The sequence below is a fragment of the Burkholderia sp. Bp9142 genome (assembly GCF_003853415.1).
Lineage (GTDB): Bacteria > Pseudomonadota > Gammaproteobacteria > Burkholderiales > Burkholderiaceae > Burkholderia.
This window is the reverse complement of sequence record NZ_QTPP01000031.1, coordinates 17,296-34,036: the sequence shown is the minus strand read 5'-3', so window position 1 is coordinate 34,036 and position 16,741 is coordinate 17,296. Positions and strand designations below refer to the sequence as shown.

Annotated in this window: 19 protein-coding genes; 3 read left to right on the top strand and 16 right to left on the bottom strand. The window is 67.1% G+C overall.

Annotation, left to right across the window (positions count from 1 at the left end; translation table 11 throughout):
- Entirely contained in the window at nt 1-1,488 is a 1,488-nt protein-coding gene (locus tag DIE22_RS27710; RefSeq protein WP_124606529.1) for a DNA polymerase Y family protein, read from the bottom strand.
- Nucleotides 1,421-2,128 carry a translesion DNA synthesis-associated protein ImuA gene (gene imuA, locus DIE22_RS27705; RefSeq protein ID WP_124496721.1) on the bottom strand — a complete coding sequence of 236 codons (708 nt, stop codon included), beginning with the start codon at nt 2,126-2,128 and terminating at the stop codon, nt 1,421-1,423. Before imuA ends, DIE22_RS27710 begins: the two co-directional genes overlap by 68 nt.
- Nucleotides 2,129-2,519: 391 nt before the next feature.
- Here imuA and DIE22_RS27700 point away from each other — a divergent pair, with 391 nt between their 5' ends.
- Entirely contained in the window at nt 2,520-2,828 is a 309-nt protein-coding gene (locus tag DIE22_RS27700; protein ID WP_124496720.1) for a VF_A0006 family four-cysteine protein, read from the top strand.
- Between the two features lie 101 nt (nt 2,829-2,929).
- Here the strand turns inward: DIE22_RS27700 and DIE22_RS27695 are convergent, their stop codons facing one another.
- Complete coding sequence (locus DIE22_RS27695) at nt 2,930-3,745, bottom strand: MetQ/NlpA family ABC transporter substrate-binding protein (protein ID WP_124496719.1); 816 nt, start codon at nt 3,743-3,745, stop codon at nt 2,930-2,932.
- A gap of 175 nt (nt 3,746-3,920) precedes the next feature.
- Nucleotides 3,921-5,489 carry a methyl-accepting chemotaxis protein gene (locus DIE22_RS27690; protein WP_124606528.1) on the bottom strand — a complete coding sequence of 523 codons (1,569 nt, stop codon included), beginning with the start codon at nt 5,487-5,489 and terminating at the stop codon, nt 3,921-3,923.
- Between the two features lie 209 nt (nt 5,490-5,698).
- On the opposite strand from DIE22_RS27690, the gene DIE22_RS27685 reads away from it, so the two are divergent.
- Nucleotides 5,699-5,989 (top strand): YciI family protein, encoded by a 291-nt coding sequence (locus tag DIE22_RS27685; protein ID WP_124606527.1) that lies wholly within the window; start codon nt 5,699-5,701, stop codon nt 5,987-5,989.
- A 153-nt stretch (nt 5,990-6,142) separates the two neighbouring features.
- On the opposite strand, the gene DIE22_RS27680 is transcribed toward DIE22_RS27685, so the two are convergent.
- Genes DIE22_RS27680 through DIE22_RS27660 form a run of 5 tightly spaced genes read right to left on the bottom strand, consistent with a single transcriptional unit; the run spans nt 6,143 to nt 10,225 of the window.
- Nucleotides 6,143-6,760, bottom strand: coding sequence for an SCO family protein (locus DIE22_RS27680; RefSeq protein WP_124606526.1), 618 nt, complete (start codon nt 6,758-6,760; stop codon nt 6,143-6,145).
- 18 nt (nt 6,761-6,778) lie between these two features.
- Nucleotides 6,779-7,681 (bottom strand): heme o synthase, encoded by a 903-nt coding sequence (gene cyoE, locus DIE22_RS27675; protein WP_124496715.1) that lies wholly within the window; start codon nt 7,679-7,681, stop codon nt 6,779-6,781.
- A gap of 8 nt (nt 7,682-7,689) precedes the next feature.
- Nucleotides 7,690-8,802 carry a COX15/CtaA family protein gene (locus tag DIE22_RS27670; RefSeq protein WP_124496714.1) on the bottom strand — a complete coding sequence of 371 codons (1,113 nt, stop codon included), beginning with the start codon at nt 8,800-8,802 and terminating at the stop codon, nt 7,690-7,692.
- Nucleotides 8,803-8,827: 25 nt separating this feature from the next.
- Nucleotides 8,828-9,454 carry an SCO family protein gene (locus DIE22_RS27665; RefSeq protein WP_124496713.1) on the bottom strand — a complete coding sequence of 209 codons (627 nt, stop codon included), beginning with the start codon at nt 9,452-9,454 and terminating at the stop codon, nt 8,828-8,830.
- A 60-nt stretch (nt 9,455-9,514) separates the two neighbouring features.
- Nucleotides 9,515-10,225: an SURF1 family protein gene (locus DIE22_RS27660; protein WP_260426779.1), complete on the bottom strand. Its 711-nt coding sequence runs from the start codon at nt 10,223-10,225 to the stop codon at nt 9,515-9,517.
- 84 nt (nt 10,226-10,309) lie between these two features.
- On the opposite strand from DIE22_RS27660, the gene DIE22_RS27655 reads away from it, so the two are divergent.
- Nucleotides 10,310-10,519, top strand: a complete 210-nt coding sequence (locus DIE22_RS27655; protein WP_124496711.1) for a twin transmembrane helix small protein — start codon at nt 10,310-10,312, stop codon at nt 10,517-10,519.
- Nucleotides 10,520-10,703: 184 nt separating this feature from the next.
- On the opposite strand, the gene DIE22_RS27650 is transcribed toward DIE22_RS27655, so the two are convergent.
- From DIE22_RS27650 to DIE22_RS27625, 7 genes are all read right to left on the bottom strand, one after another.
- Nucleotides 10,704-11,561: a cytochrome c oxidase subunit 3 gene (locus tag DIE22_RS27650; protein ID WP_124496710.1), complete on the bottom strand. Its 858-nt coding sequence runs from the start codon at nt 11,559-11,561 to the stop codon at nt 10,704-10,706.
- Between the two features lie 138 nt (nt 11,562-11,699).
- The gene (locus DIE22_RS27645) at nt 11,700-11,900 is read right to left on the bottom strand and encodes a DUF2970 domain-containing protein (RefSeq protein WP_006760730.1); all 201 of its coding nucleotides are present in this window, start codon (nt 11,898-11,900) and stop codon (nt 11,700-11,702) included.
- Nucleotides 11,901-11,916: 16 nt separating this feature from the next.
- Entirely contained in the window at nt 11,917-12,525 is a 609-nt protein-coding gene (locus DIE22_RS27640; RefSeq protein WP_124496709.1) for a cytochrome c oxidase assembly protein, read from the bottom strand.
- Nucleotides 12,526-12,560: 35 nt separating this feature from the next.
- Nucleotides 12,561-12,701, bottom strand: coding sequence for a cytochrome oxidase small assembly protein (locus DIE22_RS38335; RefSeq protein WP_006760728.1), 141 nt, complete (start codon nt 12,699-12,701; stop codon nt 12,561-12,563).
- An 80-nt stretch (nt 12,702-12,781) separates the two neighbouring features.
- The gene (gene ctaD, locus DIE22_RS27635; protein ID WP_124496708.1) at nt 12,782-14,389 is read right to left on the bottom strand and encodes a cytochrome c oxidase subunit I; all 1,608 of its coding nucleotides are present in this window, start codon (nt 14,387-14,389) and stop codon (nt 12,782-12,784) included.
- 43 nt (nt 14,390-14,432) lie between these two features.
- On the bottom strand, nt 14,433-16,022 hold the full coding sequence (coxB, locus tag DIE22_RS27630) for a cytochrome c oxidase subunit II (protein ID WP_124496707.1): 1,590 nt from the start codon (nt 16,020-16,022) through the stop codon (nt 14,433-14,435).
- 56 nt (nt 16,023-16,078) lie between these two features.
- Nucleotides 16,079-16,603: a DUF2244 domain-containing protein gene (locus DIE22_RS27625; RefSeq protein ID WP_124496768.1), complete on the bottom strand. Its 525-nt coding sequence runs from the start codon at nt 16,601-16,603 to the stop codon at nt 16,079-16,081.
- Nucleotides 16,604-16,741 lie beyond the last annotated feature (138 nt).

Here is a 16,741-nt window from a genome sequence, read left to right as displayed (position 1 = left end):
TCACCCGAACAGGCCGTGCAGGAACCAGTGCGGCTCGGACTCGCTCCTCGCCCGCGCCCTGAACACCCAGTAGCACGCACCGGCCTCGTCCTGCGCGACGCAGTAATCGCGTGCAGCGAGCTGGCCATCGAACCACCCGGCCTCGATCCGTTCCACTGACGACATCATCCTGAGCGGCGTATGAAATACCGGCCGCTCCCCGCGCATCAACAACGGCAGCGGCTCCGCCAGCAACCACGCAGGCCTCGGCGGCGCGGCCGGCAACCCGCCGGCCGGCTTGCCCGCCTGCGCATCGAGCGGCAGCCAGCGGTTCGCGGCTTCGGGCCGGTGATCGGCGACGGGCGCCGCGCGCAGCACGTTCTCCGCGCCGAGCCGCGCGACCAGCAGCTCGAACAGCCGCTCGCGCGTCTCTTTCGTGCCGCCCGGCTCGGGGAAAAGATCGTCGGCCGGCGGCGCGACCGATTCGACGCGCGTGGCCTTCAGCCGCACGGCAATCACCGCGGCCGGCAACTCGACGCGCGCGAGCCGCTCGCCGAGCAGCCGCATGAAATGCGCCTCGTCACGCACGGGTGCCGCAAACGCGAGCTCAAGCGGCGTCGGCAGCACGGCCTGGCGGCCGCGCTCGTGCTCGAGATCGAACGTCATCGCGGCCAGCGACAGCTGCCGCGCGGCCAGCCAGCCGCAGAGCTGCACGACGAGCCGCCGCGCGGCGAACAGCACGGCTTCCGCGTATTCGACGCGCTCCGGCAATTCGAGCCGCACGTCGAACACGGGCGGCACCGCCATCCACGCAAGCGGCTCGACCGCATCGCCATACGCCCGATCGAGCGAAGCCAGCAGCGCGGGGCCGCAACGACGCTGCAACCCGGCACGCGGCAAGCCGCGCAGATCGGCGAGCGTGCGGCAACCGAGCCCGTCGAACCAGCCCGCATACGGACGCGCATCGGGCAGCAGCACGCACGGCAGCCTGTCGAGCGCACGAACGAGCGACGCCTGCCCGGCGATGCGGCGCCGGATGCGCGCACGGGCCGACACGCGCGCGAGCAGCCACGCGCCGCGCCCGGTCGGCGCGGCGGACAGGCGCGCCGCATAGCCGAGCGCCGCGAGCGTCGCGCGCACCTGGCGGCACAGCGACGGTAGGCCGCCGAACAGGCGCAGGCTCGGGCCGACGTCGACGATCAGCGTCGCTTCGTCGTCGAGCGCGACGCACGGCGAGAAGCGCAGCAACGCGAGCGCGACCGCGCGCAACGCATCGGCCTCGCGGGCGGGATCGCGTTCGACGAGCCGCGTGCCGGGTGCGAGCGTGAGCACGCCGCCGCGCTTCATGCCCGCGCGCACGCCCTGCCGGCGCGCGGCCGCGTCGGCGATCAGCACGACACCCTGCTCGAGCACCGCGTAGCCGGTCGCACCGGCCTGCGCATCAGACGGCGGCGGGGCGCACACGTCGAGCGGCAGGCGCGGCAGATGGATGCCGAGCAAGACGCGCATAGCGGCTCTCCACGATGGGCGACGGCAAATCGAGCGCGAGCGGCTCGCTGCGCGCGGGCCCGCGACGCTTGACGATGTCGAGCGACACGCCGCCCGGCACCGGATGCAGCGCGACGCGCAGCACGGCCGGCGACGGCTGCCGCACGGCCGACAGCGGGCGCAGCATCACGAACAGCGTGTCGCCGGTGCGCGCGGCCGCGAGATGCAGGCGCCGCAGCGCATCGGGCCGCGCGTCCTGCCAGAGCAGCAGCGCGCCGCAGCAGCCGGTCTTGAGCGCCTGCTCGGCGGCCCACAGCGCATCCGTGCGGCTGCCGGCGCGCAGCCACAGCAGCGCGTCGGCCGGCACGCCGAGACTGGCGAGCGCGGTCGCATGCGGCGCTTGCGGCGGCGCGACGAGCGCGAGCGGGCGCCGGGCGCTGACGGTGCGCGCGAGCGCGGGCGCGAGCAGCCGCATCTCGCCGCAGCCCGGCTGCGCGGCCAGCAGTTCGACGAGCCCGCCGACCGGCCAGCCGCCACCCGGCAACTCGGCGGACAGCGATGCGAAGCCGGTATCGATCGTGCGCGGACCGCCGCGCGCGAGCTGCGAGCCGCGCCACAGCGACGGATGAAGGGATTCGGGAGAAATGGAGGATGCGAGCATGACGCCACCCACAACTGTATGGATATACAGTATATGGCAATGCGCTCGCGTCGCACAGCACCGGTGCGAAACCGGTTTTCGTCAGAGGAAAACCGACGGGAAAGCCGGCGCGGCCGTCATGTTACGCCGCACCGGTTCAAGCGTGGCCGGATTGTGTCGTCCGAACGCGCTCTGCAACCATCCGGCCCGGATCGTCCGGCTCACCCGGCCGGAGCCGCACGCAAACCCGCATGCGAACCGGCGGGATGCGGCACCCCGCCCCGCGCCGTCGCGAAACGCGCGCGAAGCCCGGCCGGCGGCGGTCCGCGCCGTCATCGGCACAACGCGTCAGCCGCACTTGCCGCTTTACGTTATGCTGTCCGCCGACCCAATCCACGCCATCGGAGGGCACATGAAACGGGGGATCCGTGCGATCGCGTGCGCCGCCGTCGCGCTGGCGCTGCCGGGCGCGGCATTCGCGCTGACCGACGACTACGCGCAGTACGACGAGTGCATGCTGGGCGCGCTGCGCGAGAGCCGCAACGGCGCGGCGGCCCAGCTGATCCAGCGCTCCTGCGATGCGCTGTACCGCAACAACGCGATGCTGCTGCCGCGCGAGCGGCGCTTCCACGAGTGCGTGGTGCAGTCGTTGCCGGGCGTGCGCGACAACTATGCGATCCAGCAGATCATGTCGATCTGCTCGCGGCGCGGCGAGATGTGAGGCGGCGCTGAACGCCGGGCAGTCGCCTGCCCGCGCACCAATGAAAAAAGGCCTGCGATGTGCAGGCCTTTCGTTTCAGCGGTCCGACCGGTGTGCGGCGTTCAGAACGACGCGACCATCGAGCCCTTGAACTGCTTCTTGATGAATTCCCGCACTTCCGGCGACTGGTACGCCTTGACCAGCTTCTTCACCCACGGCTGGTCCTTGTCCTTCGCGCGCACGGCGATCAGGTTCGCATAAGGGCTCGTCAGCGACTCGAGCGCGATCGCGTCCTTGGTCGGCTGCAGGTTCGCCGCGAGCGCATAGTTCGTGTTGATCACCGCGGCGTCGACGTCCGACAGCACGCGCGGCAGCTGCGCGGCGTCGAGCTCGGAGATCTTCAGCTTCTTCGGGTTCTCGGCGATGTCGAGCACCGTCGCGTTGTTGCCGCCCGTGCCGGCGCCGGCCTTCAGCTTGATCACGCCTTGCGTCTGCAGCAGCAGCAGCGCGCGGTTCTCGTTCGACGGATCGTTCGGCACCGCGAGCTTCGCGCCTTGCGGCAGGTCCTTCAGCGACTTGAACTTCTTCGAGTACACGCCGATCGGCGAGATGTAGGTCAGGCCCGCGCTGACGATCTTGTAGCCGCGCTGCTTCACCTGGCTGTCGAGGTAGGGCTGGTGCTGGAAGCTGTTCGCGTCGAGGTCGCCCGAATCGAGCGCCGCGTTCGGCTGCACGTAGTCGTTGAACTCGATGACCTTCACGTTCAGGCCTTCCTTCTCCTTCGCGACCTTCTGCACGACCTGCCACACTTCCGAATCCGGGCCGGCCACCGTGCCGACCTTGATGACCTTGTCCTCGGCGTGCGCGCCGGCCGACAGCGTCAGCGCGGCACCGGTGGCCAGCACGGAAAATACCTTCAGGAGACTGCGACGCTTCATCTGTTTCTCGCTTTCTTGCTAACTGAAAATGGGGCGCGATACGGGTATGCCCGGACTCGCAGGAAGGGGCAAATGGTGTCACAGGATCGGCCGGAAGTGAAATACATCCCGCTCATATGGGTATGCACCGCAGCGGTGCCCGGCGGACGATGCGCGGTCTGGCCGTTAGTTGCGTTCAACGCGCACGCCCGCCGGCATCGCCGACCCGGAACGCGCCGACCGCGTCGCGCAGCCGCCCGGACTGCTCCTGGAGCGACGCCGCGGCCGCAGCCGCCTCCTCGACGAGCGCCGCGTTCTGCTGCGTGACCTGGTCCATCTGCGTGACCGCGCGACCGACCTGCGTGATGCCGCTCGCCTGCTCCTCGGACGCGGCCGCGATCTCGCCCATGATGTCGGTCACGCGCGAGACCGCCTGCAGGATCTCGCCCATCGTCGTGCCGGCCTGGCCGACCAGCGTCGAGCCGTTGCGCACGCGCTCGACCGAATCGACGATCAGCTCGCGGATCTCCTTCGCGGCCGTCGCGCTGCGCTGCGCGAGCGAACGCACCTCGCCCGCGACCACCGCGAAGCCGCGCCCCTGCTCGCCGGCGCGCGCGGCCTCGACCGCCGCGTTCAGCGCGAGGATGTTGGTCTGGAACGCGATGCCCTCGATCACGCCGATGATGTCGGCGATCCTGCGCGAGCTGTCGTCGATCTCGCCCATCGTGCCGATCACACGGCTCACGACGTCGTTGCCCGCGCGCGCGATCTCCGATGCGTTGTTCGCGAGCCCGCTCGCCTGCCGCGCGTTGTCGGCGTTCTGCTTCACCGTCGCGGTCAGTTGCTCCATGCTCGCGGCCGTCTCCTCGAGCGACGCGGCCTGCTCCTCGGTGCGCTGCGACAGGTCGTCGTTGCCGGACGCGATCTCGCGGCTCGCCGACGCGATCGACTCGGCCGACTGGCGGATCCCGCCAATCGTCGCCTGCAGGCGCGCCTGCATGTCGCGCATCGCCGCCATCATGCTCGTGCTGTCGCCCGCGCGCACCGGCACCGGCCGCGACAGGTCGCCCTGCGCGATGCGGGTCGCCAGCGCGGCCGCTTCGTCCGGCTCGCCGCCGAGGCTGCCGCGCACGTTGCGGATGATCACGAGCATCGCCGCGCTGATCACGAAGCCGATCACGAACACGACCGCGAGGTGGCCGAACAGCGTCCGGTAGTAAACGGTATCGATGTCCTTCAGGAACACGCCGCTCGAGATGTTCCAGTCCCACGGCGCGAAGCGCGTGACGTAGCTGATCTTCGGCACCGCGGTCTCGCTGTGCGGCAGCCGCCCGCGATACTCGGCGAAACCGCTGCCGGTCGCCTTCGCGGCGTTCAGGATCGTGACGAACAGCGGCTTGCCGTCCGGATCGAGATAATCGCCGACCTGCGTGCCGACGAGCTTCGGCAGCGTCGGGTGCATCAGCACGACGGGTTTCGAATCCATCACGAACACGTAGCCCGACTCGCCGTAGCGCATCGCGGCCAGGCTCGCGAGCGCATCGCGCTTCGCGTCGGCCTCGGGCAGCGCACCGCTCTGCGCGAGCGCGTGATAGGCCTTGACGATGCCGGCCGCCGAGTCGACCAGGTTGGCGATGCCTTCCTTGCGTTCGGCGAGCATCGTCGTGCGCGTCTCGTACGCGCTCCACGCGCCGACGCCGAGCAGACCGATCCATACCAGCGCAAGCGCGAGCCACAGCTTGCGGTTCAAACTCATTCTGCTCATCTGCGTGCCTCGTTGTCGAAGTCGATGCCCGCGATGCGCGCGAACGGCCGGTCGCGCGCAAACGGTTGCCTCCGTATTTACGGCAGCGGGACTTACATCTTGAATACACGCGTGCGCCGCACGACGGCCGGCACGACACGCAGCGACGGCTGTGCTACAAAGTCCGGCTGGCCGGCGCACGACGCGCCGGCGACATTCCGGGGCCATCCATGTACGTCATCGACATCCACTACAACGCGTCGCTCGAGCGCATCGACGATGCGCTCGAACGCCACCGTGCGTTTCTGCAGCCGCTGTTCGAGCGCGGCATCTTCATCGCGGCGGGGCCGAAGGTGCCGCGCGAAGGCGGCGTGATCCTCGCGGCCCGCATCGACCGCGGCGAACTGGACGCGATCCTCGGGACCGATCCGTTCGTTACCGAAGGGCTCGCGACGTATCGGGTGACCGAATTCAAGATCACGCGTGCCGCGCAGGGCTTCAACGTGCCGGCGCTGCCGTAACGCGCTCGGGCGCGAATGCACGCGCGCAAGCACGCCGCCCCGCGAGGCGGCGATTGCAAATCGAGGGAAAGAAGGAAGCATGCGTGACGGCGCGTCGCGGCCGTCACGCGTTTCGCCGGGCGAGCGCCCGTGCGATCATGCGGCGCGCGCCGCTCAGTCGACCAGCAGCTTCAGGTCGTGCACCCACGGGCCGGGGCCCTGGCCGTCGCGCACGAACAGGCGCAGCTTGCCGTCGCGATCGAACACGTAGCTCGCGGCCGTGTGATCCATCGTGTAGCTGCCGGGTGTCTTGCCGGGCACCTTCGCGTAGTACACGCGGAAATCCTTCGTGACCTTCTTGAGCTGCGCTTCGTCGGCCGGCCGCAGGCCGATGAACGACGGATCGAACGCGGGCACGTACTGGCCGAGCAGCGCGGGCGTGTCGCGCTCCGGATCGATGGTGACGAACAGCACCTGCACGCGCTTCGCGGCATCGGGGCCGAGCTGCTTCAGCGCCTCGGACAATTCGGCCATCGTCGTCGGACAGACGTCCGGACAGTGCGTATAGCCGAAGAACATCACGACAGCCTTGCCCTTGAAGCCGGCGAGCGTGCGCACCTTGCCGGTCGTGTCGGGCAGCGAGAATTCACTGCCGAACTGCGTGTTGCCGGTGATGTCGAGATTCTGGAATTTCGGCGCGTTGTCGCAGCCGGCGAGCAGCGCGGCTGCCGCGAATGCGCACGCGAGCATCCAGCCTTGGCGCGCGCGGCGCCCGAACCATGAATGGAGCATTGCGTTCAAACCGTGCGGTTACACGCCGAGCAGCGGGCGTGCATAGTGATCGACGAGCAGCGCGGCGAACAGCAGCGACAGGTAGACGATCGAGTAACGGAAAGCCTTGCGGGCGAGGTCGTCGGAATAGTCGCGGTGGATCTTCCACGCATACGCGAGGAACACCGCGCCGAGCAGCACCGCGCTCGTCAGGTAGACGGCGCCGCTCATCCCGGAGATGAACGGCATCAACGTGACCGCGAACAGGATCACCGTGTACAGCAGGATGTGCAGCCGCGTGAACTTCTCGCCGTGCGTGACGGGCAGCATCGGCAGGCCCGCGTTTTCATAGTCCTTGCGGCGATAGAGCGCGAGCACCCAGAAATGCGGCGGCGTCCACACGAAGATGATCAGCACGAGGATCCACGCGTCGCCGGGCACCGCGCCGGTGACCGCGGCCCAGCCGAGCGCCGGCGGCATCGCGCCCGACGCGCCGCCGATCACGATGTTCTGCGGCGTCATCGGCTTGAGCAGCAGCGTGTAGATCACCGCGTAGCCGACGAACGTCGCGATCGTCAGCCACATCGTCAGCGGGTTCGTGAACGTATAGAGCGTCCACGCGCCGACGCTGCCGAGCACGGCCGAGAACACCAGGATCTGCGGGGTCGTGATCTCGCCGCGCGCGGACGGACGCCACGCGGTACGGCGCATCATCGCGTCGACCTTCTGCTCGACGAGGCAGTTGATCGCGAACGCGGCGCCGGCCAGCAGCCAGATGCCGACCGTGCCGCCGATCAGCACATGCCACGGCACCATGCCCGGCGTCGCGAGAAACATGCCGATCACCGCGCAGAACACCGCGAGCTGCGTGACACGCGGCTTCGTCAGCGCCATGTACTGCGAGAACCGGCTACCGGGCGATTGGGAAAGGGTGCTTTGCATGGGGGCGGTCACGCCGGGGCGGCGTCGCGCGCGGGCTGCACGACACGGCCGGGGCGGCTTGAAAGGATGCGAAAGTTTAACATGACGACGAGCAGCAGCAGGATCGCGGCGCCGCCGTTGTGCGCGACGGCGACCGGCAGCGGCCACTGCAGCACGATGTTGGTCAGGCCCGTCAGGAACTGCAGCAGGACCACCACCAGCACGCCGTTCGCGGGCCGCCGCAGCGACTCGAAGCGGCGCATCTTCAGCGCGAACGCCGCCAGGTACGCGACGACGACGAACGCGAACGTGCGGTGGGTCCAGTGGATCGCGACCAGCGCGTCCTGCGTGATCGCGTCGCCGTCCTTCGTCATCCCGAGCGCGCGCCACAGATGGAAGCCCTGGCCGAAGTTCATCGGCGGGATCCACTGGCCGTTGCAGGTCGGGAAATCGGTACACGCGAGCACCGCGTAGTTGGTGCTCACCCAGCCGCCGAGCGCGATCTGCACGACCAGCAGCACCAGCGCCGCGAGCGCGGCCGCGCGGTAGCGGCCGGCCTCCGGGTCATGCGACGGCAGCGGCGTCTGCCGCGCCGCGAGCCAGCCGAGCGTGCCGAGCAGCGCGAGGCCGAGCAGCAGGTGGGTCGTGACGATCACCGGCTGCAGCTTCATCGTGACCGTCCACGCGCCGAACACGCCCTGCACGACGATCAGCAGCAAGAGGCTGGTGGGCCACCACGGCGACACGTGCAGCGGGCGGCGGCGCAGCCGCGCGGACCATGCGATCACGACCTGCGCGATGATCAGCACGCCGATCGCCATCGCGAAATAGCGGTGGATCATCTCGATCCAGGCCTTCGTCATGCTGACGGGGCCGGTCGGCATCGCCTGGTGCGCGGCCTTGATCGCGGCGTGCGCGATGAACGGCGACGACGTGCCGTAGCAGCCGGGCCAGTCCGGGCAGCCGAGGCCCGAATCGGTCAGCCGCGTGAAGCCGCCGAACATCACCAGGTCGAGGGTCAGGAACGTGGTGATCCACACGAGCTTGCGGAACTTGTTGTCGTCGGCCCTCACCCACACGTAAGACAGCGGCAGCAGCGCGATGCAGAAGCCGATCAGGCCGAGTTGCAGTAGATACGACATCGAATGTGTGCCTCGTTGTCTCGCCTTAGCCGATGCTCGACCACTTCAGCAGCTTCGTCACGTCCGACTTGATCTTGCTGGGGTTCGGGTTCTTCGGAAAACGCATCATCAGGTTGCCGTTCGGGTCGACCATGTAGAGGTGGTCGCTGTCCTTCGTGCCGGCGTCGGCCGGCAGCCACGCGGCCACCGCGGCCGGATCGGCGACGAGCCGGCGCGTGTCCGGGTAGGCGTCCAGCACCTTCTGCGGAATCGCGCCCGCATCGCCGCGCAGCCACACCATCGTGAGCCGGTGCCGCTCGCCCGCCTGCGTGACGCGGATCTGGCGCATGAAATAGAGCTTTTGCGCGCATGCGTCGTCGCACGCGCTGCGGTCGGTCATCACGAACAGCCACACGCCGCGCAGCGACGACAGCGGCACCGTCCTGCCGGTTTCGTCGGTGACCTGCAGGTCGGCCGGGATCGGCCGCTGCGGCTCGATCAGCGTGCCGTAGTTGGTCGAGCCGCCCTTCGGCTTGATCACGTAATAGGTGAAGTACGACGCGATGATGGGCGCCGCGCACACGAGCCCGAGCAGCACGAGCATCCAGCGGCCGCGCTTGCGGGCTGCCGGCGAAACCGGCGCCGCGGCCGGACCCTGACGGGGAGATTGCATGGACAAATCAGACCTCTCGAAACGAACCCGCGGCGCTTGCGCCGCGTCCTGGCATGGCGCTCACGCGCCGGCCGGCTTCTTCGCCGCACGCCGCGCGGCGTACAGGCCGAAGCCGAGCGCGGCGGCCGCCATGGCCCACCACTGAAACATGTAACCGTAATTGCGCTCGACACCGGTCGTCGCCGCCGGCCAGTCGCGCACGAGCTTGTCGCCGTCGTCGCTCGTCTGCTGGATCACGAACGGCTGCAGCGGCAGCCCCGTTTCCTTCGCATACGCGGCGACGTCCAGGTTCTGCCGGATCTTCTGGTGCGCGGCCGAGCCGCCTTCGCCGAGTTCGAACGCGCGCGACGCGTCGGCGCGCGCGATGCCTTCGATCTCGATGTCGCCGTCGGGCGTCGGGAACGGCTCGATCGCCGTGCGATCGGCGATGTTGCGCGGCAGCCAGCCGCGGTTCACCAGCACGACGCCGCCGCCCGAGAGTTTAAACGGCATCACGACGTAAAAACCCGGCTGGTCGTTATACGGCCGATTGTCGAGGAACACCGCTTGCTCCGGCAGGAAGCGGCCCCTCGCCCGCACGCGGTGGAACTCGATCGACGCGAGCGGAATCGGCTGCGCACCGACGTCGACGGGCACCGCGTGCTCGTAGCGCACGACGCTCGCCTGCAGCGCTTCCTTCTGGTGCGCGCGGTCGCGCTGCCAGAACCCGAGGCGAATCGTGACCGCGACGACGATGAGAATCAGCAGCGCAGGCAGCCAGCGGATCTTCATCGGGCCACCCGCCAGGCGCATTCGCAAAAACGAAGTGCGATAATCATCCTCTTCCTTTCGAATTGCCGTCGTCCGGTTCGTGTCATGCACATCCTCGTTCCCATCGCCTTCGTCCTCATCGTCGCCAGCATGGGCTCGGCGCTCTACTTCATGATGCACGACCGCGGCCATACGAAACGCATGGTCTGGTCGCTTGCCACCCGCGTCGGGCTGTCGGTCTCGCTGTTCCTGTTCATCCTGATCGCGAACTGGATGGGCTGGATCCATTCGACCGGCCTGCCGATCGGACGTTGACGGGTTCGCCACGGCAGCCGCTGTGACCGCTGTGACATATCGCCGCACAGCCGCGCCACCAAGCAAAAGCGCCGCCTGACTGAGTCGCGGCGGCGCCGTGGGTGTTGAGCGCAAGCAGCCAGCCGCTGCCCCGTCCCCACCAATGAAAACGGCCCGCGCATCGCTGCGCGGGCCGTTGTTCCATTTACAGCCAGTAGACGACGACGTACAGGCCGAGCCAGACGACGTCGACGAAGTGCCAGTACCATGCGGCGCCTTCGAACGCGAAGTGGTGATCCGGCTTGAAGTGGCCGCGGATCATCCGCACCAGCACCACCGCGAGCATCGTGCCGCCGAGGAACACGTGGAAGCCGTGGAAGCCCGTCAGCAGGAAGAACGTCGAACCGTACACGCCCGAGTTCAGCGTCAGGTTCAGTTCGTTGTACGCGTGGTAGTACTCGAAGCCCTGCAGGAACAGGAAGCTGACACCGAGCACGAGCGTCGCGGCCAGCCAGGCGATCGCCTTGTTGCGGTGATTGTCACGCAGTGCATGGTGCGACACCGTCAGCGTCGCGCCCGACGCCAGCAGGAATGCGGTGTTGATCGTCGGGACCGGCCACGGGCCCATCGTCTTGAAGTGACCGGCGAGCGCGGCGGGACCCTCGTTCGGCCACACGGCGGAGAAGTCCGGCCAGATCAGCTTGTAGTCGAGGCTGCCGAGCTGGTGCAGCGCGATTTCACGCGCATAGAACAGCGCGCCGAAGAATGCGCCGAAGAACATCACTTCGGAGAAGATGAACCAGCTCATGCTCCAGCGGTACGACTTGTCGACGTTCCTGCCGTAATGACCGCCTTCCGACTCGGCGATCGCGTCGCCGAACCAGTGATACAGCGTGAAGAGCAACCACAGCAGGCCGAGCAGCGCCGTAAACGGCGCCCAGTCGTGACCGTTGATCCACAGCGCCGCCGACCCGAGCATGACCAGCAAGCCGATGGCCGCACTGATCGGATGGTGCGACGGATGCGGCACGAAATAGTACGGGGTCTGGTTTTGACCGCTCATGCTTGATTCTCCACTTCAGTCCAATTTGTGTACCGGAAACCGCTCCGGATTTATTTCTTGCGCGGCGCGACGGCCGCCGCTCTTTCCCGTACGCAGCGCCCGGGCGCCGCGCACTGCATTCTTTCGTGGCCGCGGGCCTTAGCCCACGACCGCACGCACGATCAGGATCAGCACGCCGATGAACACGCCGGCCGCGATCAACGCGACGATCAGCACGTGCAGCGGATTGAGCTGCGTCGCATCGGCCTCCAGGTCGCGCCGCTTGCGCACCCCGAAGAACGACCACAACACCGCTCGCAACGCCTGGCCGAACGACCCGCTCCGCTTCGTCTCCGTCATCGCCCCGTCTCCGTCGTCATGCGTCCGGCTTCGCCGCGCCCTGCGCCGCCGTCTTGCGCGGTGCCGGCGCCGGCTCGGCCGGCGTATTCAGTTCGAAGAACGTATACGACAGCGTGATCGTCTTCACGTCCTTCGGCAGCTTCGGATCGATCACGAACACCACCTGCATCTTGCGCGACTCGTTCGCGGCCAGCGTCTGCTGCGTGAAGCAAAAACACTCGATCTTCTTGAAGAACTCCGTCGCCTGCTTCGGCGCGTAGCTCGGAATCGCCTGCGCGACCATCGGCCGGCCCTGCCCGTTGGTCACGTCGTACACGATGGTCGTCAGTTCGCCCGGATGCACGTCGAGGCTGTTGTGCTCCGGCTTGAAACCGAGCGGGCCGCGCGCATTCGCATCGAACTCGACCGACACCGTGCGGCTGGTGTCGACCTGCGAGTTCTTCGCCTCGCGTTCGCTGACATCGCGCTGCACCAGGTTGTTGATGCCGGTGATCTGGCAGATCGCGCGATACATCGGGATCAGCGCGAAGCCGAAGCCGAACATCAGTCCGGCCACGACGAAGAGCTTCACCAGCATCGAACGATTGAACGCCCGATCGACGGCGCCCGCTTCCGGCTTCGACATACGACTACTTCCTCGCTACTGCGTCAGTTGCTGCATCAGTGAGTGGACAGCCACCACTGCTTGATCACGACACCCACAAAGAAAACGGCGGCGATGACGAGCAGGATGAGGCCGAGCCGCTTGTTGCCCGCGCGAATCTGCTCGGGCGTTCGTCTTTCCTGTGGATTCCGGTTCATCTGAAACTTCGCTGAAACTGCGATTTGGCGCCCGCCGCGCCTGCCTGCGTGGCAGGCAGCGGCGGAACGCTGGGCAAGACTTATTCGACGTGCGGCGGTTGCTCGAACGTGTGGAACGGAGCCGGGCTCGGCACCGTCCACTCGAGGCCCGTCGCGCCATCCCACGGCTTGTCCGACGCCTTTTCCAGCTCGCCGCCGCCACGGTAGGCCGGCAGCGCGACCGCGAACAGGAAGTACACCTGCGCGAGGCCGAAGCCGAATGCGCCGATCGTCGCCACCTGGTTGAAGTCCGTGAACTGCGCCGGGTAGTCCGCATAGCGGCGCGGCATGCCCGCGAGACCGACGAAGTGCATCGGGAAGAACGTCAGGTTGAAGAAGATCATCGACGACCAGAAGTGGATCTTGCCGCGCGTCTCGTTGTACATCCAGCCCGTCCACTTCGGCGCCCAGTAGTACCAGCCCGAGAACAGCGCGAACAGCGACCCGGCCACCAGCACGTAGTGGAAGTGCGCCACCACGAAGTAGGTGCCGTGGTACTGGATGTCGAGCGGTGCCATCGCCAGCATCAGGCCCGTCAGGCCGCCGAACGTGAACACGAACAGGAAGCCGATCGCGAACAGCATCGGGGTTTCGAACGTCATCGAGCCGCGCCACATCGTCGCGAGCCAGTTGAACACCTTCACGCCCGTCGGCACCGCGATCAGCATCGTCGCGTACATGAAGAACAGCTGGCCGGTGACCGGCATGCCCGTCGCGAACATGTGGTGCGCCCAGACCATGAACGACAGGATCGCGATCGAAGCCGTCGCGTACACCATCGAGCTATAGCCGAACAGCGTCTTGCGTGCGAACGCCGGGATCACCTGCGACACGATCCCGAACGCCGGCAGAATCATGATGTACACCTCGGGGTGGCCGAAGAACCAGAAGATGTGCTGGTACATCACCGGGTCGCCGCCGCCTGCCGCGTTGAAGAACGACGTGCCGAAGTGGCGGTCGAACAGCACCATCGTGATCGCGCCTGCCAGAACCGGCATCACGGCGATCAGCAGGTACGCGGTGATCAGCCAGGTCCATGCGAACATCGGCATCTTCATCAGCGTCATGCCCGGTGCGCGCATGTTCAGGATCGTCACGACGATGTTGATCCCGCCCATGATCGACGATGCGCCCATGATGTGGACCGCGAAGATCGCGAAGTCCATGCCCGGGCCCATCTGCGTCGACAGCGGTGCGTACAGCGTCCAGCCGGCGGCCGTCGCGCCGCCCGGCGCGAAGAACGAACCGACGAGCAGCACGGCCGCGACCGGCAGCAGCCAGAAGCTGAAGTTGTTCATCCGCGCGAACGCCATGTCGGACGCGCCGATCTGCAGCGGAATCATCCAGTTCGCGAAGCCGACGAACGCCGGCATGATCGCGCCGAACACCATGATCAGGCCGTGCATCGTCGTGAGTTCGTTGAAGAACTCCGGACGCATGATCTGCAGGCCCGGCTCGAACAGCTCGACACGGATGCCGAGCGCCATCACGCCGCCCGACAGGAACATGATGAACGAGAACAGCAGGTACAGCGTACCGATGTCCTTGTGGTTGGTGGCGAACAGCCAGCGCCGCCAGCCGTGCGGCATTTCGTGCGCGTGGTCGTCGTGCGCGTGGTCCGCGGCTACGTCGTGCCCGATGCTAGACATGAGAATCTCCTAATGCGAATACGTCGACTAACTCAGCGACACGTCAAGCCGCCGGCCCGATCTCGACCCGCCGGGCTTCCTTCGCGTCAGCCCCGCCCGTGATCGTTTCCGGCTTTTTGAGAATAATGTGGTCTTCCGCCACGCCTGCTGCCTTCAGCGCGTCGCGCACGGCCTGCGCACGATGCTTGGCCAGTTCGGCGTTCGCGTCGGCCGAGCCCGTCTTGTCGGTGAAACCCGACAGCGCGAGCTTCGCGTCCGGATGTGCCTTCGCATAGTCGGCTGCCGCTGCGATCGCCGCTTTCGCGTCGGCCGGCAGCACGCTCTTGCCCGTTTCGAAGTAGATCGTCGACAGTGCAGCCGATGCTGCCGCCGGCTGCTCGGCCGCGCCCGACGCGGCTTGCGCCGGTGCCGAGGCCGCTTCGGCCGGCGCTGCCGCGCCTGCCGTGTCTTCCGGCATCTTGCCGTTGCGCGCATCAGCCACCTGCTTCGGCTGCAGCAGGTCGTTCTTGTGGTTGCCCCACGAGTTGCGCTCGTACGTGATGACCGATGCGATGTCGAGGTCCGACAGCGACGCCCACGACGGCATGGCACCCTTGCCGTTCAGCACGCGTTCGACGTGGCCGGTGATCGGGCCGTTCACGATCGGGCTGCCGTCCATGGCCGGGAACGCGCCGAGGCCCTTGCCGCTCACCTGGTGGCAGGCCGCGCAGTTCGCCTTGTAGACTTCCTCGCCGTGCGCGACGAGTTCGGCCATCGTGTAGACCTTGTTCGGATCGACCGACGCGCTGGCCAGCTTGGCCTTCTGCGCGGTCACCCACTTCGCGTAGTCGTCGTCCGACAGCACGACGACGACGACCGGCATGAACGCGTGTTCCTTGCCGCACAGTTCGGTACAGAAGCCGCGGAACGTGCCGACCTTGTCGGCCTTGAACCACGTATCGCGCACGAAGCCGGGGATCGCATCCTGCTTCACGCCGAACGCGGGCACGTACCACGAGTGAACGACGTCGTTCGCGGTCGTGATGATGCGGATCTTCTTGTTGACCGGCACGACGAGCGGGTTGTCGACTTCCTGCAGATAGGTGTCGGTGATCGGCTTCTTGCCCATCACTTCGTCACGCGGGGTGCTGAGCGTCGACAGGAAGCTGATGCCCTCGCCCGGGCCCTTCACGTAGTCGTAGCCCCACTTCCACTGGTAGCCGGTGACCTTGATCGTGAGATCGGCGTTGGTCGTGTCCTTCATCGCGACGACGGCCTTCGTGGCCGGCAGCGCCATCAGCACGACGATGACGAACGGCACGATCGTCCAGATGATCTCGACGGTCGTGCTTTCATGGAAATTGGCGGCCTTGTGGCCTTTGGATTTGCGGTGCGCGAAGATCGAATAGAACATCACGCCGAACACGCCGACGAAGATCACCGTACACAGGATCAGCATCATCGTGTGGAGATCGTAGAGCTCCTCGGCGATCTTCGTGACAGGCGGCTGAAAGTTGATCTCGTTGACGCGGGGGCCGCCCGGGCTATCACCGACCGCCAGAGCCGCGCCGGCAAAGAGCAATCCGCTGCATGCCAGCACGCCCGTGAGGGCTCGCTTGATTGTTTTCATAGCATCCTTACCCAAAATTTCCATTCAAACCCTCCCCCGTCGCAAGCCGCCCGCCCGTTCCGGCCGGTGCCCGCGCTTCGTCAGCCGCAGCGCCTGAGCGCGACGCGCAGTTCGTCGGCGAACTGCGCACGCTTGTGCTGCGCGAGATGCTGCCCGATTACGACGGTCTGCCCGCGCGATACCAGTCGAATCGGATCGCGTGGCGTCGCACCCGGCTCGACCCGCACCCAGCGCGGGTTGAATTCGATCTGCGTGAACCGCTCCGCATCCATCCGCTCGATCACGAGCCGGTGCGGAAACAGCCTGATGCGCTCGTAATCGACCGCATGACGGGCATAGATCGCGAACGCGATTCCTACCGCCAGCAATTCGATTCCGGTGAAGGGCATGACGAGCCAGGCCCCCCGCCACATCAGCAATGCCGCGATCACCAGCGAGAAGCCCGCGAGCGACGCGTAAAACAGCACGAACTGGCGCGGCGACACCGAACAGTTGCGCTTCATGAGCCAGTCCTCGAGGACCGGTTCGCCGTTCGCCGTCTCCGCCGAAACCCTCGCTGCTTCCATCGCCGCCTCACGCGAATGGCATGCGATGCATGCCTGCATCGGACTCGTCGCCCCGTATTGCGGGGACCCCGGGACGACAAGCTGACGCATTATAGGCGGGTTCAATGGCATCCACAAGCAAGCGGCTATCGGCCCGCAAGCCAAGCGCCACAAGCTTCCCGGCCGTTTTCGCCCTCA